Source organism: Fodinicola acaciae, assembly GCF_010993745.1.
In the GTDB taxonomy this organism is placed as follows: domain Bacteria; phylum Actinomycetota; class Actinomycetes; order Mycobacteriales; family HKI-0501; genus Fodinicola; species Fodinicola acaciae.
Genome location: NZ_WOTN01000002.1, coordinates 847,489 through 868,860, shown reverse-complemented (window position 1 = coordinate 868,860; position 21,372 = coordinate 847,489). Strand labels below are relative to the sequence as shown.

Genomic DNA, 21,372 nt, shown 5'->3' with positions numbered 1-21,372 from the left:
TCTCCTTGACGGCCGGCTAGTAAGTTTCCTAACCTGCCGACAGGTCAAAAACCGACTTGGGAGATAAACGTGAGTACGTTCGTGTTCATCCCGATGCCCGCGTACGGACATGTGAATCCGACGCTCGCGGTGGCCGGCAAGCTCGTCGCCGACGGTCACCGCGTCATCTACTACATCGACGAGACCTTCCGCGCGGCGGTCGAGGCGACCGGCGCCGAGGTGCGCGGCTACAGCACCGGCCTGGCCGAGCAGAGCTGGCAGCCGCAAACCGGCTCGGCGCCGCCGGTCGAGCGGCTGATGACGCGGATGCTCGACACCGCCGAGCAGGTCGCCGACGACCTGCAGCACTTCCTGTCCACTGTGGACCCCGACCTGATCGTCTACGAGAGCATGTGTCTGTGGGGAAAGTTCGCGGTCATGGACAGCGGCGCCCGCTCGGCGCTGATCTATCCGTCGTACGCGATGGCACCCGGCTCGTCGGCGGCGCGGCTGATGCGCCAGATGGCGGAAAAGCTGGGACGCCCGGTCGTCGATCCGGAGCGGTTGCGTGCGGTGGCGGCGAAATACGGCGTCTCCATCGACAACACCATGGAGTTTTTCTTCCACCAGGCACCAACCAACCTCGTCTTCATGCCGAAGGAGTTCCACCCGGACAGCGACCAGCTCGGCGAGCGCTTCCACTTCGTCGGCCCGACCTTCGCCGGCCGCCAGGAGGTCGCCGACTTCCCGGTGCGGGACGGCACGTTGCTGATCTCGCTCGGCACGGTCTTCAACCAGCAGGCGGAGTTTTTCCGTACGGCCATGAAGGCATTCGCCGACAGCGGTCCGGTGGTGCTGTCCTATGGCAGCCGGCTCAGCGACGCGGACTTTCCTGACGTGCCGGCGAACTTCACGATCGCCTCGCACGTCCCGCAGCTGCGCGTACTGGAGCACAGCCGGGTCTTCGTCACGCACGGCGGCATGAACAGCACCATGGAAGGCATCGCGAACGGCGTCCCGTTGGTGGTCGTGCCGCAGATGGTCGAGCAGGAGATGACCGCGAAACGGGTCGCCGAGCTCGGCCTGGGGATCCACCTGCCGCCGGAGGAGGCGACGGCCGACCGGCTCGCCGACGCGGTCGCGACGGTGGACACGCCGGAATACCGCGAACGCGTCGCGAAGATGCGGGAGGCGGCGCTCGGCTCCGGCGGCGCGGACAAGGCGGCCGCGATTCTGACGAAGGTCGCTGGGTAACATCGTCCCGGTTCGGCGCTGTCGGGTGACCCCCGGCAGCGCACCGCCGGAAGACGGGTGTGACGCACCGATGGCAGACCAGGCCGGCACACTGGCCGGCAACCCCGCTGGCGAGACCGCGAAACCAGACAGGAGCGGCGGCCGTAGGCGCGGCGAGGCTCCCTGGTTGGTGCTGGTGAGCGCGCTCGGCGTGCTGTCGGCCGGCATCCACCTGAGCTCTCTGCTGTTCGCCGGCCGCAACCTGTGGCTGGCCGACTCGCGGTTCTATCTCTACTTCTCCCTGCGCTTTCTCGGCGTCGACCCCAGCGTCGCCGACCACCAGGTGCGCGAGCTGTCGGCGACGGTGATCAACCTGCCCACCCCGTTTCCGCTGTGGGAGGCGCTGAACTATCCGTCCTTCGGCGGCCGGCCACTGTTCTCGCTGGTGTCGGCGCCGTTCGTCGCGCTGCTGGGACCCAACGGCCTGCTGGTCGTGCCGTTCCTGGCGTACGCGGCGATGGTCCCGCTGGTCTATCTGCTGCTGCGCCGGCTGGTCCAGCCGTTGCCGGCGGTCGCGGTGATGGCGCTGCTGCTGTTCAGCTCGCCGGCGATCTATCTGGTGATGCCGCTGGCCGAGTCGCTGTCCGTGGTCACCATCACCTGCTGGCTGTTCACCCTGCCGTGGCGCTCCGGGCTGGCCACCGGTCCGGTGATGACCTGGCAGCGGCTCGGCTGGTGCTTCGGCACCATGCTGCTGGCCGGCGTCACGCGGCAGCTGATCGCGTTCGCCGGCGCGTTCATCGTGTTCGTGGCGATCTGGGCCTGGCTGCAGACCGAGGACGTACGCCGCGACTGGTGGAAGGCGCTCGGCGTGTCGTTCGCCGGACTGGTCGCCACCACGGTGTTCGGCAGCCTGATCTCGCACCTCACGCTCTGGCAGTTCCTGAAGCTCAACACGCAGGTCATGACCAACATGCACGACGCGCTGCTGCGCTATCCGGCGTTCTTCGGCAAGGCACTGGCCGGCGAGGGGCGCTGGCTGCTCAACAGCGACGCGGCGATGCTGCTGCTGGTGCTGGTCGCCGGCATCGGCGCGTTCACGCTGCGCCGCACGATCGTGCCGTGGCTGGCCGCGAGCGTGTTGGTCGGCTATCTCGGCACGCTGCTGCTCTCGCCGTACTCGACCCGCCTGCGGCTGTTCCTGCCGGCGACCGTGTTCCTCCTGCTGGCCGCCGCGATCACGCTCAGCCGCGCGCAGCTGCTCGGCCGCGACCCGATCACCGGCAGCCCGCTGGTGGTCGGCTGGCTGAGCCGCCGGCAGCGGCATAGCGCGGCGGACATCGACGACGATGCCCCTCAATCGGCCGGCCAGCAGGAAAAAACAACCTCAGAGGCGGACCGTACGACGACTGTCACAGCCGGTGCGCAGGGCCGGCGGTCAGGGGTGGGGCCGGACGCCGATATGCTCCGGTCCGGTGCCGAGACGACAAACCCAGGGAGCTCGAGCTAGATGAAGCTGTCCGTCCTGATGCCTGTGTTCAACGAGGAACGCACCCTCGCCGCAGCGGTCAAGCGGGTGCTCGGAGTCGAATACCCCTGCGAGATCGAGCTGGTCGTGGTCAACGACGGCAGCCGCGACGCCACCGCCGCGGTGCTCGACGACATCAGCGACTCCCGACTGGTACGCCGCGACCACCCGGTCAACCGCGGCAAAGGCGCGGCGATCCGTACGGCCGTGGCCACCGCCACCGGCGACTACATGATCATCTGTGACGCCGACCTGGAGTACGCGCCGGAGGAGATCCCGTCGCTGCTGGAGCCGGTGCTCGACGGCGAGGCCGAGGTCGTCTACGGCACCCGCACGTTCGGCTCGCACTCCGCGTACTCGTTCTGGTACGTGATGGGCAACAAAGGCGTCACGATGGCCGCCAACGTGCTCTACAACGCCTACATCTCCGACCTGGAGACCTGCTTCAAGCTGATGCCGCTGGAGCTCTATCGCAAGCTCAACATCCGCGAGCCCGGCTTCGGCATGGAGGCCGAGGTCACCGGCAAGCTGCTCAAGCGCGGCGTCCGGCCGTACGAGGTGCCGATCTCCTACAAGGCCCGCGGTCGCGAGCAGGGCAAGAAGATCACCTGGAAGGACGGCGTCGAGGCGCTGTGGATCCTCGGTAAGATCCGAGCCCGCAAGCGCGGCTAGAGCGCGGGCCTGGTGCCGACCAGACAGGCTCGCGAGGTCGAGCCGGAGCCGGTCAGACCCCGCTTCCGGATCCCGCCGGCGGTCGGCCGCTGGCTGTGGATCCTGCTGGCGGTGCCAGCCGCGTACGGCCTCTGGCTGCGCGTCGACGGCTGGTGGAACGCGCGCGTCCTCAGCGCCGACGAGGAGAGCATCGCCTGGTCGGCGATCGGCGGCGGCGTACGCGGCTGGATCGAGCACGGCCCCGACCTGCTGCAGTCCGCGCCGCTCGGCTGGCTGTATCTGCAGCGTCTGCTGCTCCAGATCTCCGGCGGTGTCAACGAGCGGCTGATGCACGCTCCCGAACTGGTCGCCGACCTGGCCGGTCTCGCCCTGCTCGGCGTTCTCGCGTATCGGCTGTTCGGCCTGGCCGGCACGTTCACCGTGGTCGCGCTCGGCGCCACCAACCAGTTCCTGATCTACTACTCCTACAACGTCAAGCAGTACGCCTTCGAGGCGCTGTTCACCGTGCTGCTGGTCGGCACCGCGATGGTCGTACGGCAGGCGGAGGACCGCCGCGCGGTGCTCGGCTGGTGGGGCCTCGCGGCCATCTCGCTCGCCTTCAGCCAGGCCGCGGTCTTCGCCATCCCGGCCATCGCCGCGGTGCTCGTGCTGGAGCTGGTGCTGCGCTCGCAGTGGCGCCGGCTGGCCGAGTTCGCGGTCACCAGCGTGCTGTTCTGGGCCGCGCTGGCGCTGGACTACGTGCTGTCGCTGCGACACAGTGCGGCCAACAGCTACCTGCGCACGTACTGGCTGGATCTCGGCGCCTTTCCGCCGAAGACCGGCATGAGCACGCAGTGGTGGAGCAACCTGTTCTCGCACTTCGCGACGAACCCGATCGACGCCGCGGTGCCGATCGCCGTGCTGCTGGCGGCCGCCCTCGGCGTCGCGCGGCTGCTGTGGCGGCGACCGTTCGACGGCCTGCTGGTGCTGGCTCCGCTCGGCGCCGGCGTGCTGGCGACCGTGCTGGGGATCTATCCGCTGTGGGAACGCGCGGCGCTGTGGACGGTGCCGCTGGTGCTGCTGCTCTTCGGCGCGGCCGTCGGCGGCGCGCGTACGGACGCCGACTCGCCGGACTTCGACGAGCCGGAGGTCGCCGGACCGCCGACCCGGCTGCTGCTCGGCCTGGTCGCGGCGATCCTGCTGCTCTCCGCGGTCGGCTACAACGTGCTGACGGTGCCGGCCAACCTGGCCAAACGCGCCGCGGTCATCCCCGACCTGCATCCGCTGCTGGACGGTGTCAAGGCCCGGCTGCAGCCCGGTGACGTGGTGCTGGTGGACAGCTGGGCCTACGGCTGGACGCGGCTCTACTGGCGTACGCCGGACAGCCCCAAGGTCCGCGCGGTGGTCTATCTGCGGCCCCCGGACGAGACCTGCGTCGCGCATCCGGTCGAGCCACTGCTGTCCGGCGCCAAGCGCGTCTGGCTGCTGGTGATCAACAACCACGACTACCGGCCGTACGCCGATGCCGGCCTGCCGGCGTCCCTCAAGCCGTACGGTCGCGTCGAGCGCGCGCTGCCGGCCGGCCCGCAGACCGGCGCCTACCTGCTCTATCCGGGTCCGTCGACCGGCACGGCGACCGGCCTGCCCTCCCGGCGCAGCTGCCTCGCGCAGCTGCCGCCGCCGGTCCCCAACCCACCGCCAGGCTGATGAGGTGCTGACCCGTGCAACCTCGACCCACCCCGCAGGCGTCAAACATGGTGTGCCGCTCCTCAGCTCCGCGTACGCGGGCCGCAAACGGACCAGACGCCACCGACGGCTAGAGTCGGCAGGCGTGAGCCACCGTCGTCGCACACGCATCCTCCAGGCTGTCGCCGTGGGGCTCGCGGCAGTCCTGCTGGTCGGCGGCTGCTCCGGCACGTCGACGCCGAAGCGCAAGGACAAGCCGATCCCGACGGCCGCGCTGATCCCGTTCAAGAGCACCGGCAACGACCTGCGCGACGCGGCCGAGTACGCGACCGACCGGATCCTCGCGGCCGACAAGAACACCGACGTGGCGCAGACGTACGCGCTGGTCGCGCTGGCGCGAGCGACCTACTACGGCTGGAAGGACGCCAAGGTCAAGGCGCTGATCCAGCAGGTCGAGCAGCGCCGTAACCCCGACGGCGGCTTCGGTCTCGGGCAGGAGTCGGACACCTTCGGCGACGGCACCTTCAACCCGGCCGACGACACCTACACGATCACCTCGACCGACCACGTCGGCCGGCTCTACCTGGCCGCCTACCGTGCCGGCGCCATCCCGAAGGAGTGGCTGGTCAAGCTGGTCGACGCGGTGATCAAGCTGCCGCGGATCAAGGACGGCACCTGCGTGGCGTACTCGATGTCGAAGTACGACGCGGTCGGTCCGTGCGTCTACAACGTGGTGGCCGGCGTCGCCTGGTTTCTCACCGAGGCCAGGAAGGCCGGCATCGACCGGCCGGGCCAGGACCAGCTGACCGCCGCGATGGCCGCGACCAACAAGCAGAAGCTGGACACCGCGACCGGTCTCTGGCCATACCAGTCGACCAGCAAACCCGGCGTGCTGCAGGACGAGCCGCACAACGGCACCAACATGGACGCACTCGCGGTCACCGATCCGGCGCTCGCGAAGGCGGCGACGCAGAAGCGGATCGCGCAGTGGCAGAAGCACCACAACCTCGCGCCGTTCGCGATCGCGCGGGTCTCGGTGTACGACTGCGCCGGCCTGGCCGGCCTCGGACCGTATCTGGTGAAGGAGGTCCAGCTGCCGCCGGCGCGGACCAACACTCGTACGCTCGCGCAGATGGCCGCCTTCGACGCACGTGCCGACGCGGTCTGCACGATGCACCGGCCGGTGTTCTGACTCCGGTGACGTACTCGGTCGTCGCCCGTGACCCGGTGACCGGCGAGCTCGCGGTCGCCGTGGCGTCCTGCGTGCTCGCCGTCGGCCGCGCGGTGAGCTGGGCCAGAGCCGGCGTCGGCGCGGTCGCCACCCAGTCGCAGACCCGCCGCGGCTATGGCCCGGTCGGCCTGGACGGGTTGGCCGCCGAGTCGCCGGACACGGTCCTGCGTACGCTACTCGACCGCGACCCCGATCCGGCCGTACGCCAGGTGGCGATGGTCGACGCGGACGGCCGCGTGGCCGTCCACACCGGCACCGGCTGCCTGGCCGTTGCCGGCCACCTGACCGGCGACGGCTGGTCGGTGCAGGGCAACATGCTGGCCAACCCGACCGTGCTGCCGGCGATGGCCAACGCGATGACGATGAGCGCGCCGTCCGGCCTGGAGTCCGGTGGCCTGGCCGAGCGGCTGGTCGGCGCGCTGCTGGCCGGCGAGCGCGCCGGCGGTGACCTGCGCGGCCGGCAGTCGGCCGCGTTGCTGCAGGTCAGCGCGCGGCGCACCGGTGAGCCGTGGGACGAGGTGAGCATCGACCTGCGGGTCGACGACTCACGTGACCCGCTCAGCGAGCTGCACCGGCTGTTGCTGTTGCAGCGCGCGTACGAGCAGTCCGACTCGGCGACGCTGGCGCTGCTCGGCCCGGACGGACCGCGGGACGTGTACGCGATGATGGAGGCGGCCAGGCGCGGCGACCTGACCTCGGCCAGATCGGCGTTTGCGCAGCTACGCAGCCGCCCGGGCTGGGAGGAGTGGCTGCGCGGCGGCCAGTTCCGGCACCTGGCCGCATTGCTCGACGATCCGCGCGCATAGCGCAACCTTGCTAAGGTCGCGGCCACACACCACACCCGGCGTTGGCTGGAGGCCCGTTGTGCGGCATGTGATCGGTCTGATCCTCGGAATCCTGTTGGCTCCCGCGATCCTGATCGGCGTGGGATGGAGCTCGACACGCGTGAGCGAGGCGTACGCGCAGTATGCCTTCAGCCTCTCCGACCCGACCAGGTTCTGGCTGCCGTTGGCCGTGTTGCTCGTCTGCGCGATCGTCTTCGCCCTGCTGATCGCCAGCCGGATCTCACCGATCGCGTCGTTCCTGGTCGGCCTGCCGTTCCTGGTGCTCGGCGTACTCGTGGCGATCCCGACGGTGCTGACCAAGGCGATCTCGGTGTGGCCGGCGGTCAGCACCGGCCTGCTGTCGCTGGCGATCAGCGGCGCCGCGCTGATCATCGGACTGACCGGCGTGCTGCCGGTGCTGATCCCGTCGCAGTGGCGCCGCTGGCGCGCGCGTCCGGCAGCCGGCGGTGCGGCCGACCCCGGTTTCGGCGGACAGCCGTCGCCGGTCGGCGGTCCGACCGGCTCGCCGCTGGCCGGCACCGCGGAGCCGGAATACGGCGACACGTTGCGGATGCCGGGCAATACCGGATACGACGGCGAGAACACCATCAACTGGCCGCGTAGCCCGCGATAAACAGCGTCATGACCCGATGACGCGCCGGGTGGCCGGAAAGGTTGCGCGTACGGCCAAAGTTTTTCCGCTCCCCAAAGGCCGGGCGACCGGACGCACGAACGGTCGAAAAGGTTGCGGCAGCGGTCGAGATTTATCCAGAATCTCAGAGACGTGATGTGGCCATTAGAATAAGACGCGCCATCAATTGAGAAAGGTTGCGGCCGCCGCCGAAATTCCGCGATATTGTTGGTCAGGCGAAAAAGCGGGAGTTATGACGCGCTGGCGCGCGAAAAGGTTGCACGGAAAAAGGCTGATATTTTTCCGGTGAATTCGCGGCTACGCTCGCCCCCGTGATTGAGGCATTGCTGCCTGCCGTCGCGGGGGCACTTTATTTTCTCTGGTTCGCAAACACGAAAACCGACACAGTCGGAAAGGCGGTTCACGCCGCATTGTTGACCGCGGTCACCGCGGTCGGCATCGTCGAGCTGTTGTCGGTGGCACGGTTGGCCAGACAGCCGTTGGTGGCGCTGGTGTGGACCGCGGTGGTCGTGGCATTGGCCGCTTTTCTGGTCGTACGCTGGCATCGCGCCGGCCGGCCACGGCCGCGACCGCGGCTGGCGCGCCTCCAGGCGTACGAATGGATCGGCCTGGCCTTGCTCGTCCTGCTGGCGGCCGGCGAGCTGGCGGTGGCGTTGCGCTGGCTGCCAAACACGCAGGACAGCCTGACCTATCACCTGGCCAGGATCGAGCACTGGTGGGCCAACGGCTCGGTTTTCCCTTATCCGAGCGTGGTTTACCGGCAGGTGACCTTCGCTCCCGGCGCCGAATATCTCGGCTTCACGCTGCGCGTGCTGTCCGGGACGTACTGGACCGCGCCGCTGGTGCAGTGGCTGGCCGGGATCGGCAGCGCGGCGGCGGTCTATCGGATCGCCGGCCAGCTGGGGACCGGCCGCGCCGGGCGGATGCTCGCCGCGGTGGTCGCCGGCACCATGCCGATGGCCGTGCTGCAGGCGTCCGGCACCTCCAACGACCTGACCGCGGCGTTTTTCCTGCTGGCGTTCATCAGCCTGGTCCTGGAGTCGCGCGAGCGCGGCGGCTGGTGGCTCGCCTCGCTCGCCGGAGCGGCGCTCGGTTTGGCCGTTCTGACCAAAAGCACGGCGATCCCGCTGGCCGCCGGGTTTGGCCTGTGGTGGATGTGGATCCTGTTTCGGCGGCGGTGGACCGGGGTGCGCAGCGCCGCGATGGCGGCCGCCGTGGCGATCGCCGTCGCCGGGCCGTATCTGGCCATCGAGACGGCGATCTGGGGGTCGCCGTTCGGTCCGAGCCAGGTCGACTCGATCACGCTGGACAGCCACGACCCGGTCACCGTCGCGATGAACGCGTCGAAGATGGCCAGCGCCGAGCTGTTCGTCCCCGGCCCGGTCGGCAAAAAGCTGGTCTGCGGCGGAAACCGCGCCATCCACAAGCTCGCGCACCGCGACGTCTACGACCCGCGCACCGAATTCGGCAACAACCGCTACATCTGCAATTACGGCTACGACGAAGCCTACGCGCCGGCGCCGCTGCAGGTGCTGCTGATCATCGGCGCGGTCCTCGCGCTGCTGGCGATCGGCTTGGCCATGCATCGGGCGTACGCCGTCGCGCTCGCTTTTTCCTGCGTGGCCTTCGTTTCGTACGTCTCGTACCAGCCGTGGATCAACCGGCTGCTGCTCGGTGCGGTGCTGGCCGGCATACCGCTGGTGCCGGTCGCCGTCACCCGGCTGCGGTCGCGCTGGCCGGCGATCGCCAGCATCCGCGGCGCCATCGCCGGCGGCATCGTGGTCCTGGTCGCACTGGTCGGCATCGGTACGCTGACCGCCGGCTCGCCGCGATCGCTGTCGATCCTGTTTCGCGACCGGCCGGTCGACCAGCAGGTCCTGCCGCAGAGCCCGGATGTCACCACAGCGGTGGAAAAACTGACCGCGGCCGGCGCGCGGCGGATCGGCATCGCCGGCTGGGAGGAATTTCCGGAGTTCGGCGTGTGGGTGCTCAGCGGCGCGTCCCGCGGCGAGCGCGAGATCGTGGTGACCTCCAGCAGTGTCCCGGCCTTGCCAGCCGTACGACCGGAAAACGCCGATGTCGACGCGGTGCTGTGCGTGTCGGCGAATGCGGAGTCGTGTGCTTCGTCACTGCCGCGCGGTTGGCGTACGACCGTGCTGAAAGGACCGGTGACGACCAGCGTCATCGGCTGGAATCCGCGGTTGCGGCCGGTGCCGTGAAATCGTCGTCAAACGCGTCGCGCATGATCATCGGCGCCTGCCGGCGGCTAATGTCGAAGGCGTGCTGATCTGGCTGAACGGCACGTTCGGCGCCGGCAAGACGACGACCGCCAACGAGCTGACCAAGGTGCTGCCGGACTGCCGGGTCTACGACCCGGAGCTGGTCGGCGTGCTGCTGCGCAGCACGCTGTCCGACATGCCGGTCGACGACTTCCAGGACTGGTCGCCGTGGCGTCCGCTGGTCGCCGAAGGCGCCATCCAGCTGGCCCGTTACACGCACAGCCCGTGGGCCGTGCCGCAGACGCTGCTGCGAGAGGAATACCACCGGGAGATTTTCGGCCGGTTCCGGGAAGAAGGCGTCGCGACCTTCATGGTGCTGCTGGACGCGAAGGACGACGTGCTGGCCGAGCGGGTCGCCAACAGCATGGAGTTTCCGCACGATCCGGTGGCAAGCGCCGGCGTACGCCGCTGGCGGGTGGCCCATCTTGAGCAATATGCGCAAAACCGGGCCTGGATGGCCGAGGTGGCCGATCTGGTGGTGGACACCAGCGACATCAGCGCTTCCGAGGCGGCCAAGCAGGTGGCGGTGGAATTCCTCCGCCATCACTAAAGACTCCATGAGTCACAGGCCTTCGACCTCGCCATGCACGAACGGCGTACGTGCACCGGTGAGCAGGCCGTCGGCGATGCCGATGCCACCCCAGTAGCCGCGCGGAATGGTGGCGTCGTCGAGCGGTCGTACGGACAGCTGCAGGCCGCGTTTTTCCACCGCCGCAAGGACATCCGGGTCGAAGCGGTCCTCGATGACCTGCGGGATCCCGGCCATCACCGTGTCCCACATCCGCTCCGGCGGGACGCCGGCGTCGCGGGCTTTGCGCACGGCCTCGGTCCACCGCGGTCCGACACCCGGACCGTTGAGCCGGTCGGTCACCGGTCCACTGACCGAATCGCCGGCGAGAAAGTCCGGTCCGTGGAACAACGGCCGCCGGGCCGCCTCGCCGACGGTTTTGCCAAGCGCCAGCACGGCATGCACGCACTGCAGGGTGGTCACGTGCAGACCGGCGCCGATGCTGCTCGACGCCAGCACCGGCCGGCCGGCCTTCATGGCGATCGCCGGATTCGCCGGGAAAGGCAGGTGTCCGCCGGGCGGGATCGCGGCCAGCGTCCGCTGCTGGAAGCAGGCCGCGTCCGGGATCGACACGCCACCGACGAAGATTCCGGTCGATCCCCACAGGCCGGTGTTGATGGAATGGCAGGCCGCCGCGACATTGCCGGCCTGGTCGACGGCCAGCACGAAATCCGAGTGGCTGCCCGGCCTGCCGGTGTGCCTGGTGATCTGGATCAGCCGGTGGAGCGCCTCCGGATCGGTGGTCGGATCGCCGACGTCCTCGGCCAGTTGCAACGCTTCGAGCAGTTGGAAACCGCCGCGATCCGGCCGGCCGGCGGCGTGAATCTGGTGGCCGTACACCGAAGCTCGCACCGGCTCCGCCCAGATCGGCGCGTACGCGCGCAGGTCCTCGAGGCTGGCGCGGCCGCCCTCACGGTTGACGATCCGCACGAAATCGCGCGCCCACGGCCCGTCGTACATCCAGCCGACGCCTTCCGCGGCGATCGACGTCAACGTACGGGCCAAAGCCGGCTGGCGGAAAACCTCGCCGTCACGCGGAAGTTTCGGGAAGATCGCGCGGGCTTCCGGCGTACGCGCCAGCACGTCGGCGCGCAGGTCAAACTGCCGCTGCCGGTCGGAGCCGACCGGAAAGCCCCGCTCTGCGACGTAGAGCGTCGGCTGGAACAGGTCGGCCCAGGGCAGCTTGCCGAACTTTTCGTGTGCCGCCGCGATGCCGGCCATGAACCCAGGGACCAGCGCCGTACGGCCGCTGGGCTCAGGCCGGCCGGGGATGGTCGCCGGCTCGGTCTCACCTTCGAACGTCCGGAAGCCGGCGCTCAGCGAGTCGACTTTTCCGGTGGAACTAGCAAAATGCACGAGGCTGAAGATGCCGGCGTAGGAAACCCAGGAGCCGGCGGCCAGCGCGATCTGCGCCAGCGAGGTGGCGATCACCGCGTCGACCGCACTGCCGCCGGTTTCCAGCACTTTCCGGCCGGCCAGCTGGGCGTACGGGCCGGTCGAGCCGACCACGATGGCGCGCGTGCCGCTGCCGGTGGCCGCTTCCAGCGTCCGTTTTCCGTTGCCCCTGTGCAAATAGCCGTCGGCCTCCGGCCACATCACGTCTCCTTGAGATATGGATTGGCGTTGTCGATACGGCGAAACTGGCGCTGCGCGGTTTCCCGGCAGAGCGCCTTGGCCGTTTCCTCCTCGCCGCGCGCGGTCACGCACAGCAGGTGCCGGCCATGCCAGAACCAGCAGACCGCCGCCACCGGCAGCTGGCCGCCACGATGCAGGAGATAGCCGCGGTTTTCCGGGATGTCCGGGACATTCAGCGTCGAGGGTGCGAAACAGCCGACGATCGCCGGCGGCGCCTGCGCACCTCCCAGCTCGACCAACATGATGTGCGCGCTGCGCTCACCATCGCGCACCCAGCTGCGCAGGTGCCCGCCGGTCAGGCCGTGGCTGCGAAACGCGAGCCGCTGTGCCTCGGCGCTGCCCCAGTCACGTACGCCGGACAGCTGGAACTGGTCGTCGATCGGCAGGTCGCGGAGCACCTCGAAGCCCTCCGGCCCATCGGGCAGGATCAACTCCGCCGGCGTCAGGCCAGGCTTTCGCTCCCGTTGCGGACGATCACCCAGCAGTGCCGCGAAAAGCTCCAAATCGCCGGCCTCCGGGGTTTCCGCGATGCCCTCCATCATGGACCGCAGCGCCGCCAGCTCCGCCCGCAGCGCATGCCGTCCGACCTCGGTCAGCGACACCCACGTCTTCTGCCGGTTGTCCTCGATGACCTTTTCGGTGGCCACCATCCCGGCGCCCTCGAGCACGCCCAGGTGGCGGCTCAGCCCGCTGTCCGGCTGACCGAGCATGTCCCGCAGCGTGGTGAAGCCGAGGCGGTGGCCGGCGGAGAGCGCGACCAGGATCCCCAGGCGTACGCGCTGGTGGACCAGGTCCTGCAGCAGCCGGGTCGGATGAGCCATCGCCCCACCTCGCTTACGATCTGATGAGCACTTATCAAACCATAAGTGGTTGCAGATGCGGAAGCGCGAGGACGTTCGATTTGTTGGGCTACTTGCGCAGCAACTGGCGGGCCATCACCATGCGCTGGATCTGGTTGGTGCCCTCGTAGATCTGGGTGATCTTGGCATCGCGCATCATCCGCTCGACCGGGAAGTCGGTCGTGTAGCCGTATCCACCGAACAACTGCACCGCGTTGGTGGTGACCTCCATCGCGGTGTCGGAGGCGAAACACTTCGCCGCGGCCGAGGAGAAGGTCAGGTCGGGCGTCTGCCGCTCGGCCTTGGACGCCGCCACGTAGATCAGCTGCCGCGCCGCCTCGGTCTTCATGGCCATGTCGGCGAGAATGAACTGCACGCCCTGGAACTCGCTGATCGACTTGCCGAACTGCTTGCGTTCCTTGATGTAGGCGATGGACGCGTCGATGGCGCCTTGCGCGATGCCGACCGCCTGGGCGCCGATGGTCAGCCGCGTGTGGTCGAGCGTACGCATCGCGGTGGCGAAACCGGTGCCGGGCTCACCGATGATCCGGTTGGCCGGGATCTCGCAGTTCTCGAAGTGGATCTCGCAGGTCGGCGAGCCCTTGATGCCGAGCTTGCTCTCATGCGTACCGACCGAAAAGCCCGGGTCGTCCTTGTGGACGACGAAAGCCGAGATGCCGCGCGCGCCGGCGTCCGGGTCGGTCTTCGCCATGACCGTGTAATAGGTCGACACACCGGCGTTGGTGATCCAGCACTTTGTGCCGTTCAACACCCACCTGTCGCCGTCCAGACGCGCGCGCGTACGCATGCCGGCCGCGTCCGAACCGGCCTCGCGCTCGCTCAGCGCGTACGAGAACATCGCCTCTCCGCGCGCGACCGGCGGCAGCACCTCCTGCTTGAGCTCCTCGGAGGCGGACAGGATCACCGGCATCGAGCCGAGCTTGTTGACCGCCGGGATCAGGGATGACGAAGCACACACCCTGGCCACCTCCTCGATCACGATGACCGTGGCGATCGAGTCGGCTCCGGCGCCCTCGTACTCCTCCGGGATATGCACGGCCTGGAAGCCGGACGAGGTCAGCGCGTCCAGCGCCTCCCGCGGAAAGCGCGCGTCGCGGTCGACCTCGGCGGCGTACGGCTCGATGGCCTTCTCGGCGATCTCCCGCACGGCCTCGCGTACGGCCTCGTGGTCGTCGGTCAGGGTGTACGTGGGGAAGGACGGATCCACGGGAGGCTCCTCTTCAACCAATATGCGAGAATCTGAAACTAGCGTGACGATAAGCCCCACGCAGTGCGACAAGTCGATGACTCAGGTCACAGACTACCGGCAAGTAACACTCCCGGGCTCGGATGGCTCGAGCGGCAGCGTCTATCCTCGTCCGGCGACACCACGTTCCAACCAGCGGCGCCTACCAGCAGCGGCACAACCGCCACGCCAGGCTCCCCTAGACGCTGAAGCCAACGGAGGTTCCCCAGCGTGCCACCCATCACACCCCAGCGCCCTCGGCTGACCATCCTCGGCACCGGCTATCTCGGTGCCACCCACGCCGTGTCGATGGCGGAGCTGGGTTACGACGTCCTCGGCGTGGACGTCGACGAGGCGAAGATCGGCAAGCTGTCCGACGGTCAGGTGCCCTTCCACGAGCCCGGTCTGGACGAGCTGCTGCAGCGCAACCTGGCCACCGGCCGGCTGCGGTTCACCACCGACTACGCCGAGGCGGCGCGGTTCGGTGACGTGCACTTCGTCTGCGTCGGCACCCCGCAGAAGAAGGGGTCGCTGGCCGCCGACCTGCGCTATGTCGAGGCGTCGGTCACCTCTCTGGTGAAAAACATCCACGGCCGCGCGCTGGTGGTCGGCAAGTCGACCGTGCCGGTCGGCACCGCCGAGTGGGTGGAGCAGCTCATCGCCGAGCACGCGCCCGAGCACGCAGAGATCGAGGTCGCCTGGAACCCGGAGTTCCTCCGCGAGGGCTTCGCGGTCGAGGACACGCTGCGGCCCGACCGGCTGGTCTTCGGCGTGAAGACCGAGTGGGCCAAGGAGATGCTCGACAAGACCTACCGCGGCGTGTACGAGCTGGCCGCCGCCGAGGACCGCGAGGTCCCGGTCGTGGTCACCGACTTCGCCACCGCCGAGCTGGTCAAGGTCTCGGCCAACTCGTTCCTGGCCACCAAGATCTCGTTCATCAACGCGATGTCGGAGGTCTGTGAGGCGGCCGGCGCGGACGTGACGCAGCTCGCGCGCGCGATCGGCTACGACGCGCGTATCGGCAACCGCTTCCTGCGCGCCGGCGTCGGCTTCGGCGGCGGCTGCCTGCCCAAGGACATCCGCGCGTTCCGCGCTCGCGCCGAGGAGCTCGGCGTCGGCCAGGCGCTCAACTTCCTGTCCGAGGTCGACGAGATCAACAACCGCCGCCGGCAGCGGGTCGTCGACCTGGCCGCCGAGCTGGTCGGTGGCAAGCTCGCCGGCAAGCAGGTCGCGGTGTTCGGCGCCACCTTCAAGCCCAACTCCGACGACGTACGCGACTCGCCGGCGCTCGCGGTGGCCCGGAAGATCCACGACGCCGGCGCCTCGGTCGTCGTGTACGACCCGGAGGGCAACGAGAACGCCCGCCGCGACCTGCCGGAGGTGTCGTACGCGGCATCGCTCGACGAGGCCGCCAAGGACGCCGAGGTCGTCGTGGTCCTCACCGAGTGGGAGGAGTTCCGGCACGCCGACCCGGTCGCGCTCGCTCAGGTGGTCGCCAAGCCGCGGATCGTCGACGGCCGCAACTGCCTCGACCCGGAGCTGTGGCGGGCCGCCAACTGGGAATACCGCGGCCTCGGCCGGCCGTAGCCCCAGCTTTTCCGAACGCCCCTTTCCGTGCACTGGATGCACGGGAAGGGGCGCTTTCGCGTACGGGTGCCTGAAAGGGCGATTGCCGGGACCTGGAAGGTGCCCGCCGCTGGGACCGTTGGCTTGCCGGGTGAGCGGTGTTCGGCCTTAGCGTTTTCGGTCATGAAACCTCGTCATCTCCTGGTCGGCGCGGCCGCGGTCGCGCTCGCCGGATGCGGCCTCCTGCAACCAAAGCCACCACTGGAAGCGGTCCCCCAGCCGGCCAAGACCGGCCCGGCCTCGGCGCAGTCGTCGGCCAGTCAGGCCGCCCCGGTCGACCCCTGTGCGCTCGTCACCGACAACGACGTGAGCGTCGCGGTCGGCAAGCCGGTCTCCAAGCATTTTCCAGCGAACGACGGCGACATCGTGTCGTGCGAGTGGACGCTCGACCCGGCTTTCCTGGTCGTACGCGTGACGCTCGCGCACACGACGAAGGAAGCCTTTGCCTCGGCGCAGAAACTCGACTCCTCGGCCAAGCCGGTCGACGGCCTCGGCGACGGGTCGTACTACGGCGGCGACGGCGACCTGCGGGTGCTGCACGGCACGTATCTGGTGACCGTCAAATACAGCGAGACCGCGCATCCGCAGATCCAGCTGGCCGGCGAAAAAGCGGTCGCAGCGAAGGTGCTGCCCAAGCTCTAACGAGCTAAGACGCGCATCGGCACCGGACCGGCCGGACGCAGGGTGATCTCCGCCCGCGGTGTCACCGTCACACCTGGCAGCAGGTCCAGCCGGTGCGTGCGCGCGATGGTGGCGAGCACCAGCATCGACTCCTGCGTCGCGAATCCGGCGCCGACGCAGATCCGCTTGCCGCCACCAAACGGCAGATAGGCGTATTTTGGCGTTTTCTCAAGGAAACGCTCCGGCTGGAACCCTTCTGGATTGGGCCACAGGTCCGGCCGGCGGTGGATCAGATACGGTGAGGTGACCACCGTCGCGCCGGCTGGGATGTCAATGCCGGAAACGGAATCGGCGCGTACGGCATCGCGCTCGACGGTCCAGGCCGGCGGATAGAGCCGCATCGACTCGGACAGCACCGCGCGCGTCCACGGCAGCTTGTCCAGATCGTCGGCCCGCAGCGGCCGGCCGATCGCGTCGACCTCGGCCTCCAACCGCTCGCGCGCCGCCGGAAATCGGGACAGCAGAAGGAAAGTCCAGGTCAGCGTGGCCGCCGTCGTCTCGTGGCCGGCGAGCATCAGCGTCAGCACCTCGTCGCGCAGCTCGGCGTCGGTCAGCCCACCGCCGTCCCCCGCCGACATCATCAGGTCGAGCAGGTCCGGAGCGCGATCCCCGCCACCGTCGCGCTTGCGCTCGGCGATGACCGTACGCACCAACCGGTCGAGCTCGCCGGCCGGCCGGCGAGCCGCCGCGCGCAACGCCGGCTCGGCACCGGACGGCAGGAACATGGCGACGAAAACCCGGTGCTGCAGCTGACCGAGCGCCACCCCGAGCCGGTCGGCGTGACCGCCGAGATCGGCGCCGAACAGGACGCGACCGACGATGTCGAGCGTCAGCCTGCGTAACATCGCGGCGGAGTCGAGCGCCTGCCCGGCCCGCCAGCGGCCGACGGCCGCGTCGGTCGCCTCGACCATCGCCGGCGCGAACGCGGAAATGCGGCGGTGCGCGAAGACCGGCTGCACCAGCCGGCGGTGCCGGCGCCACACCTCACCTTCGCTGGTCAGGAGGCCAGAGCCGAGGAACGTCCGCAGCGGCCGGTAGGTGAAGGACTTTACGTAGTTGTCCTGGTTGGCGACCAGGATGTGCTCGGCGAACTCCGGCCGGGACAACAGCAACACCGACTGTTTCAGGCCGTATCGCAGCCGCACCGCGTCGCCATATTTGCGCGCGAGTTTTCCGTACGTGCCAAGGGGATCGCGGGCGATCCGATACCACCACCACGCGGTCTCGACGCCGGCCGGCGGTCCGTTCAACACGACATCATCCACCCTTACCTCGTCCCAACACTACTAGGATCTGTTTCGAAGTCCCACGCGGCGACAGCCGAGCCGCTGTCACATCTTTCTCGGGCCGCCTGCCGGCGTTTGGATCTCGGCTCTCATCCACGTGGGACTTCGAAACAGACCCTAGGGTCTGGCCGGAGCGGCGGTGAACTGACCGAGGTCGGCGTCAGGCGGCACCGTGACACCCGCGCTCGCGCACTGACCCGTCTCGCCGGAGCACCGCCACACCGCGTCTTTTGGCGTCGACGCTGGGTTTCCCAGCGCGATCAGGTCCGTCCCGTCCTCCCAGACCAGCTTCGTCTGTTGGAAACGGTCCGGCAGTCTCAGGGTTTCCCCGACGGTCAGCCGGTCACCGTCGACGGTCACGACCGTCGCCTTCGACTCCGACACCGCCGTGACGGCCAGCCGTTTTCCGCCGGGAGCAAGGTAAACCAACGGGGCGATATCGGCCTGCGTCACGACATCCGGGATGCAGACGGAGTTGGACAGGACGAACCCCTGGCTGGTGGGCTCGAGAAAGCCGACGCAGGCGGTGCCGTTGTCCTGCTGCCACGTGTAGCCAAGCACCCGGTTGCCGGCCGCGATGCCCTGGACGATCCCGATGTGCTGGTCGGTCATCGTACGGTCCCACGGACCGGCTTTCGGATCCCAGAGACCGACGCGCGGCAGTCCTTTGTACGGCGCGACACCGAGGATCACCGAGTCCCCGTACCAACCGAAGACATGCGCCCGAGAGCCATTCGAGACCGGAGCATCGGCGGAGGTGGCCCCTCGCACCTTGTGGGTGGCGACGTCGTACACCCTGACGAAGGCGTTGCCCTGCCCGTTGTCCTGTGACAGCGCGACCTCACGTCCGTCCGGCGAGGGGACCGCGTTCAGGTACACCTCGGCGGGACCGGAGGCGAAAGGACTGACCTTGCCCGCGGTGTCCACCAGGAGAATCCGGTTGGAGGAGCTGACCAGCCAGCCGCCCCGGACCGGTGCGATCTCCCAGGGACTCTCGCTCTGCTGTTGCGCGGGCAGTGTCACCTTGGTTCCGCTTGGCAGGAACAGCGTGCCTTTCAGGATCGAGACGATCTTCGGGTTGGAGGTGAGCGGCAGGTGCGCCGGCTGGATGTCCGTGCCGCCGGAGGGGGCCAGCGTCATCGCGCCGGCGAGAACCGCGACGACCAGCACGACGATGCTGCTCATCGCCGCGTAGATCCGCGTTTTCCGCGCACGCCGGCCACGCCGTACGATGTCCCGCCCGTCCAGCGGCGGACCGCCCACCTCGGCTCCGCGCTCGACCATCGTGTTACGCAGCAACGTTTCCGTCCTGTCGGCCATCAGAACACCTCCCCGGGAACGAGGTTCGCGCTCGCGTCGCCAAACCGGGTGCGCAGCCGGGCCAACGCACGCGACGCCAGGCTTTTCACCCCACCGGGGGAAATCCCCATCGCGTCGGCGATGTCCGACTCGGTCATGTCCTCGTAGTAGCGCAAAACCAGCACCGTCCGTTGCCGTCGGGGTAACGATTGAAGGTGCCGCCACATCTCGAGCTGGTCGTCCCGCGCACCGATCGGATCCGGTGCCGCGTGATCAGGGAACACCGCGACCGGCTGCTCGGACGACGACCGCAGCCGCCACCAGGAGGTCGCGGTGTTCGCCAGCACCCGTCGTACGTACGCGACCGCAGCGCCGCGGTCGTGGATGCGTCCCCAGTGCAGGTAGGTCTTGGTCAGCGCAGTCTGCAACAGGTCCTCGGCCTTGCCCCGGTCACCGACCAGCATGTACGCCGTACGCAGCAACGCCGCCGAGTGCTCGGCGACGAAAGCCACGAAACTCTCGTCATCTGATGAGGTGGTCACACTACGAGGACGCTTCGGCCGGCTGATCGCGTTGCGGGTGGTTGGGCATGAAGGCGACGGCGACGATGAGCACCAGCGCGGCACCGGCCGCGCCGTAATAGACGCTGTGGACCGCCGGCGCGAGGACCTCACCGGACAGGTGCTCCAGCTGCGGATGGCCGCTGCCGACACTCGCCGCGACCATGCTGTTGGCGACGGCTCCGAACGCGGCCACACCGACCGCGCTGCCGACCGACCGCGCGAACATGTTGGCGCCGGTGACGACGCCGCGGCTCCGCCAGTCGACCGATGCCTGCGCGGCGACGACGCTCGGTGAGGAGGCGAAGCCGAGGCCGAGGCCGACGACGAAACAGGCAAAGGCGAGGTGGAGCACCGAGCTGGCCGCGGTGACGGTGAGCAGGATGCCAGCACCGATCGTGACGATGACCGCGCCGAGCAGCATGGTCGTACGGAACCCGAGCCGCAGATACAGCCGGCCGGCCAGCGACGCCGCGAGCGGCCAGCCGAGCGTCATCGCGGCGAGCGCGAACCCGGCCACCAGCGCGCTCGTGTGAAGGACGCCCTGCGCGTACAACGGGACGTACGTCGTGAGACCGATCAGCAGCACGCCGACCAGCAGCGCGCTGGCGTTGGCGGAGTTGAGCACGCGCCGGCCGAGGACCCACAGCGGCATGACCGGCTCGGCCGCGCGCCGCTCGACCAGGATGAACGCGACCAGCAGCACGACCGCGGTCACCAGCACCGCGACGCTGACCGGCGAGTCCCAGGCCCACATCACGCCGCCTTCCAGCAGGCCGAGCAGCAGCAGCGAGCCGCCGACCGCGAGCAGGACGGCGCCGGCGTAGTCGATCCGGTGCGAGACCGTACGCTCGACGTTTTCGTGGAAGCGGCGCGCCAGCATCCAGGCGGCGGCGAGCCCGAGCGGGATGTTGACGAAGAAGATCCAGCGCCACGAGATGTAGTCGGAGAACACGCCGCCCAACGTCGGCCCGATCACCGCCGACAGGCCCCACACGCTGGCCAGATAGCCCTGCACCCTGGCGCGCTCGGCCACCGTGTAGATGTCGCCGACGATCGTCATCGCGATCGGCTGGATCGCGCCGGCGCCGAGGCCCTGGACCAGCCGGAAGGCGATCAGCGCCGGCATCGTCCAGGCCACCCCGCACAGGATCGAGCCGGCCACGAACAGGCCGACGCCGACCAGCATCATCGGCTTGCGGCCGCGCAGGTCGGCCAGCTTGCCGTAGATCGGCACCGACACCGCCTGCGCCAGCAGATAGATCGAGAACAGCCACGGAAACTGGGTGAAACCGCCGAGATCCCTGACCACTGCCGGCACCGCGGTCGCCAGCACGGTCGAGTCGATCGCGACGAGGCCGACGCTCAGCATCACCGCGAGCAGGACCGGGCCCCGTTCCGAACGTAACCCGACGCTGGCTCTGTCGACGCGTTCGGAAGTCACCATGATGAGGTTCAACCTAATTGAGTCCGCACCGATTCCCTACCGGAATCCCGGCGTGGCCTGCGTTGTTGTGTCGTACGTGGCCAGAGGTGACGCGGAAACGATCGAACGGGTGCTCCGGCGTG

General features: G+C 68.9%; 18 protein-coding genes. 11 read left to right on the top strand and 7 right to left on the bottom strand.

Annotated features, from left to right (window positions below):
• The first annotated feature begins 69 nt into the window (after nt 1–69).
• The 9 genes from GNX95_RS19440 (at nt 70) to GNX95_RS19400 (ending at nt 10,613) form a co-directional block, all read left to right on the top strand.
• Nucleotides 70–1,233 carry a macrolide family glycosyltransferase gene (locus tag GNX95_RS19440; RefSeq protein WP_163508823.1) on the top strand — a complete coding sequence of 388 codons (1,164 nt, stop codon included), beginning with the start codon at nt 70–72 and terminating at the stop codon, nt 1,231–1,233.
• Between the two features lie 70 nt (nt 1,234–1,303).
• The gene (locus GNX95_RS19435; RefSeq protein ID WP_163508822.1) at nt 1,304–2,722 is read left to right on the top strand and encodes a hypothetical protein; all 1,419 of its coding nucleotides are present in this window, start codon (nt 1,304–1,306) and stop codon (nt 2,720–2,722) included.
• A complete protein-coding gene (locus GNX95_RS19430) occupies nt 2,723–3,412 on the top strand; it encodes a glycosyltransferase family 2 protein (RefSeq protein ID WP_163508821.1) in 690 nt (229 codons plus the stop codon). It abuts the gene before it with no gap.
• Between the two features lie 12 nt (nt 3,413–3,424).
• Nucleotides 3,425–5,098 (top strand): hypothetical protein, encoded by a 1,674-nt coding sequence (locus GNX95_RS19425; RefSeq protein WP_163508820.1) that lies wholly within the window; start codon nt 3,425–3,427, stop codon nt 5,096–5,098.
• A 166-nt stretch (nt 5,099–5,264) separates the two neighbouring features.
• Nucleotides 5,265–6,269, top strand: a complete 1,005-nt coding sequence (locus tag GNX95_RS19420; protein ID WP_163508819.1) for a hypothetical protein — start codon at nt 5,265–5,267, stop codon at nt 6,267–6,269.
• Nucleotides 6,270–6,274: 5 nt separating this feature from the next.
• Nucleotides 6,275–7,114, top strand: a complete 840-nt coding sequence (locus tag GNX95_RS19415) for a DUF1028 domain-containing protein (protein WP_163508818.1) — start codon at nt 6,275–6,277, stop codon at nt 7,112–7,114.
• A 58-nt stretch (nt 7,115–7,172) separates the two neighbouring features.
• A complete protein-coding gene (locus GNX95_RS19410; protein WP_163508817.1) occupies nt 7,173–7,766 on the top strand; it encodes a hypothetical protein in 594 nt (197 codons plus the stop codon).
• 329 nt (nt 7,767–8,095) lie between these two features.
• Entirely contained in the window at nt 8,096–10,003 is a 1,908-nt protein-coding gene (locus tag GNX95_RS19405; RefSeq protein ID WP_163508816.1) for an ArnT family glycosyltransferase, read from the top strand.
• A gap of 61 nt (nt 10,004–10,064) precedes the next feature.
• Nucleotides 10,065–10,613, top strand: coding sequence for an AAA family ATPase (locus tag GNX95_RS19400; RefSeq protein ID WP_163508815.1), 549 nt, complete (start codon nt 10,065–10,067; stop codon nt 10,611–10,613).
• A 12-nt stretch (nt 10,614–10,625) separates the two neighbouring features.
• Here GNX95_RS19400 and GNX95_RS19395 read toward each other — a convergent pair whose 3' ends face one another.
• The 3 genes from GNX95_RS19395 to GNX95_RS19385 form a co-directional block, all read right to left on the bottom strand.
• Nucleotides 10,626–12,227, bottom strand: a complete 1,602-nt coding sequence (locus GNX95_RS19395) for a gamma-glutamyltransferase (RefSeq protein WP_163508814.1) — start codon at nt 12,225–12,227, stop codon at nt 10,626–10,628.
• The gene (locus GNX95_RS19390) at nt 12,227–13,087 is read right to left on the bottom strand and encodes a transcriptional regulator (RefSeq protein ID WP_163508813.1); all 861 of its coding nucleotides are present in this window, start codon (nt 13,085–13,087) and stop codon (nt 12,227–12,229) included. Before GNX95_RS19390 ends, GNX95_RS19395 begins: the two co-directional genes overlap by 1 nt.
• Nucleotides 13,088–13,175: 88 nt before the next feature.
• Complete coding sequence (locus GNX95_RS19385) at nt 13,176–14,333, bottom strand: acyl-CoA dehydrogenase (RefSeq protein WP_163508812.1); 1,158 nt, start codon at nt 14,331–14,333, stop codon at nt 13,176–13,178.
• Nucleotides 14,334–14,612: 279 nt separating this feature from the next.
• On the opposite strand from GNX95_RS19385, the gene GNX95_RS19380 reads away from it, so the two are divergent.
• Together GNX95_RS19380 and GNX95_RS19375 are read left to right on the top strand one after the other, a co-directional pair.
• Complete coding sequence (locus tag GNX95_RS19380) at nt 14,613–15,938, top strand: UDP-glucose dehydrogenase family protein (RefSeq protein WP_163510115.1); 1,326 nt, start codon at nt 14,613–14,615, stop codon at nt 15,936–15,938.
• Between the two features lie 162 nt (nt 15,939–16,100).
• On the top strand, nt 16,101–16,619 hold the full coding sequence (locus GNX95_RS19375; protein ID WP_163508811.1) for a DUF3558 family protein: 519 nt from the start codon (nt 16,101–16,103) through the stop codon (nt 16,617–16,619).
• Here the strand turns inward: GNX95_RS19375 and GNX95_RS19370 are convergent.
• From GNX95_RS19370 to GNX95_RS19355, 4 genes are all read right to left on the bottom strand, one after another.
• Entirely contained in the window at nt 16,616–17,923 is a 1,308-nt protein-coding gene (locus GNX95_RS19370) for a cytochrome P450 (protein WP_222853757.1), read from the bottom strand. The two genes, GNX95_RS19375 and GNX95_RS19370, sit on opposite strands and share 4 nt — an antisense overlap.
• Nucleotides 17,924–18,061: 138 nt before the next feature.
• Complete coding sequence (locus GNX95_RS19365; RefSeq protein WP_163508810.1) at nt 18,062–19,264, bottom strand: hypothetical protein; 1,203 nt, start codon at nt 19,262–19,264, stop codon at nt 18,062–18,064.
• Nucleotides 19,264–19,785 (bottom strand): SigE family RNA polymerase sigma factor, encoded by a 522-nt coding sequence (locus GNX95_RS19360; RefSeq protein ID WP_163508809.1) that lies wholly within the window; start codon nt 19,783–19,785, stop codon nt 19,264–19,266. The genes GNX95_RS19365 and GNX95_RS19360 overlap by 1 nt, the downstream gene beginning before the upstream one ends.
• Nucleotide 19,786: 1 nt before the next feature.
• The gene (locus GNX95_RS19355) at nt 19,787–21,250 is read right to left on the bottom strand and encodes an MDR family MFS transporter (RefSeq protein ID WP_163508808.1); all 1,464 of its coding nucleotides are present in this window, start codon (nt 21,248–21,250) and stop codon (nt 19,787–19,789) included.
• Nucleotides 21,251–21,372 lie beyond the last annotated feature (122 nt).

What these genes read in the sequence shown, in the direction of transcription:
- GNX95_RS19435 (WP_163508822.1), top strand. Translation starts at nt 1,304, where the DNA reads ATGGCAGACCAGGCCGGCACACTGGCCGGCAACCCCGCTGGCGAGACC.
- GNX95_RS19430 (WP_163508821.1), top strand. Translation starts at nt 2,723, where the DNA reads ATGAAGCTGTCCGTCCTGATGCCTGTGTTCAACGAGGAACGCACCCTC.
- GNX95_RS19395 (WP_163508814.1), bottom strand. Translation starts at nt 12,227, where the DNA reads ATGTGGCCGGAGGCCGACGGCTATTTGCACAGGGGCAACGGAAAACGG.
- GNX95_RS19390 (WP_163508813.1), bottom strand. Translation starts at nt 13,087, where the DNA reads ATGGCTCATCCGACCCGGCTGCTGCAGGACCTGGTCCACCAGCGCGTA.
- GNX95_RS19375 (WP_163508811.1), top strand. Translation starts at nt 16,101, where the DNA reads ATGAAACCTCGTCATCTCCTGGTCGGCGCGGCCGCGGTCGCGCTCGCC.
- GNX95_RS19365 (WP_163508810.1), bottom strand. Translation starts at nt 19,264, where the DNA reads ATGGCCGACAGGACGGAAACGTTGCTGCGTAACACGATGGTCGAGCGC.
- GNX95_RS19355 (WP_163508808.1), bottom strand. Translation starts at nt 21,250, where the DNA reads ATGGTGACTTCCGAACGCGTCGACAGAGCCAGCGTCGGGTTACGTTCG.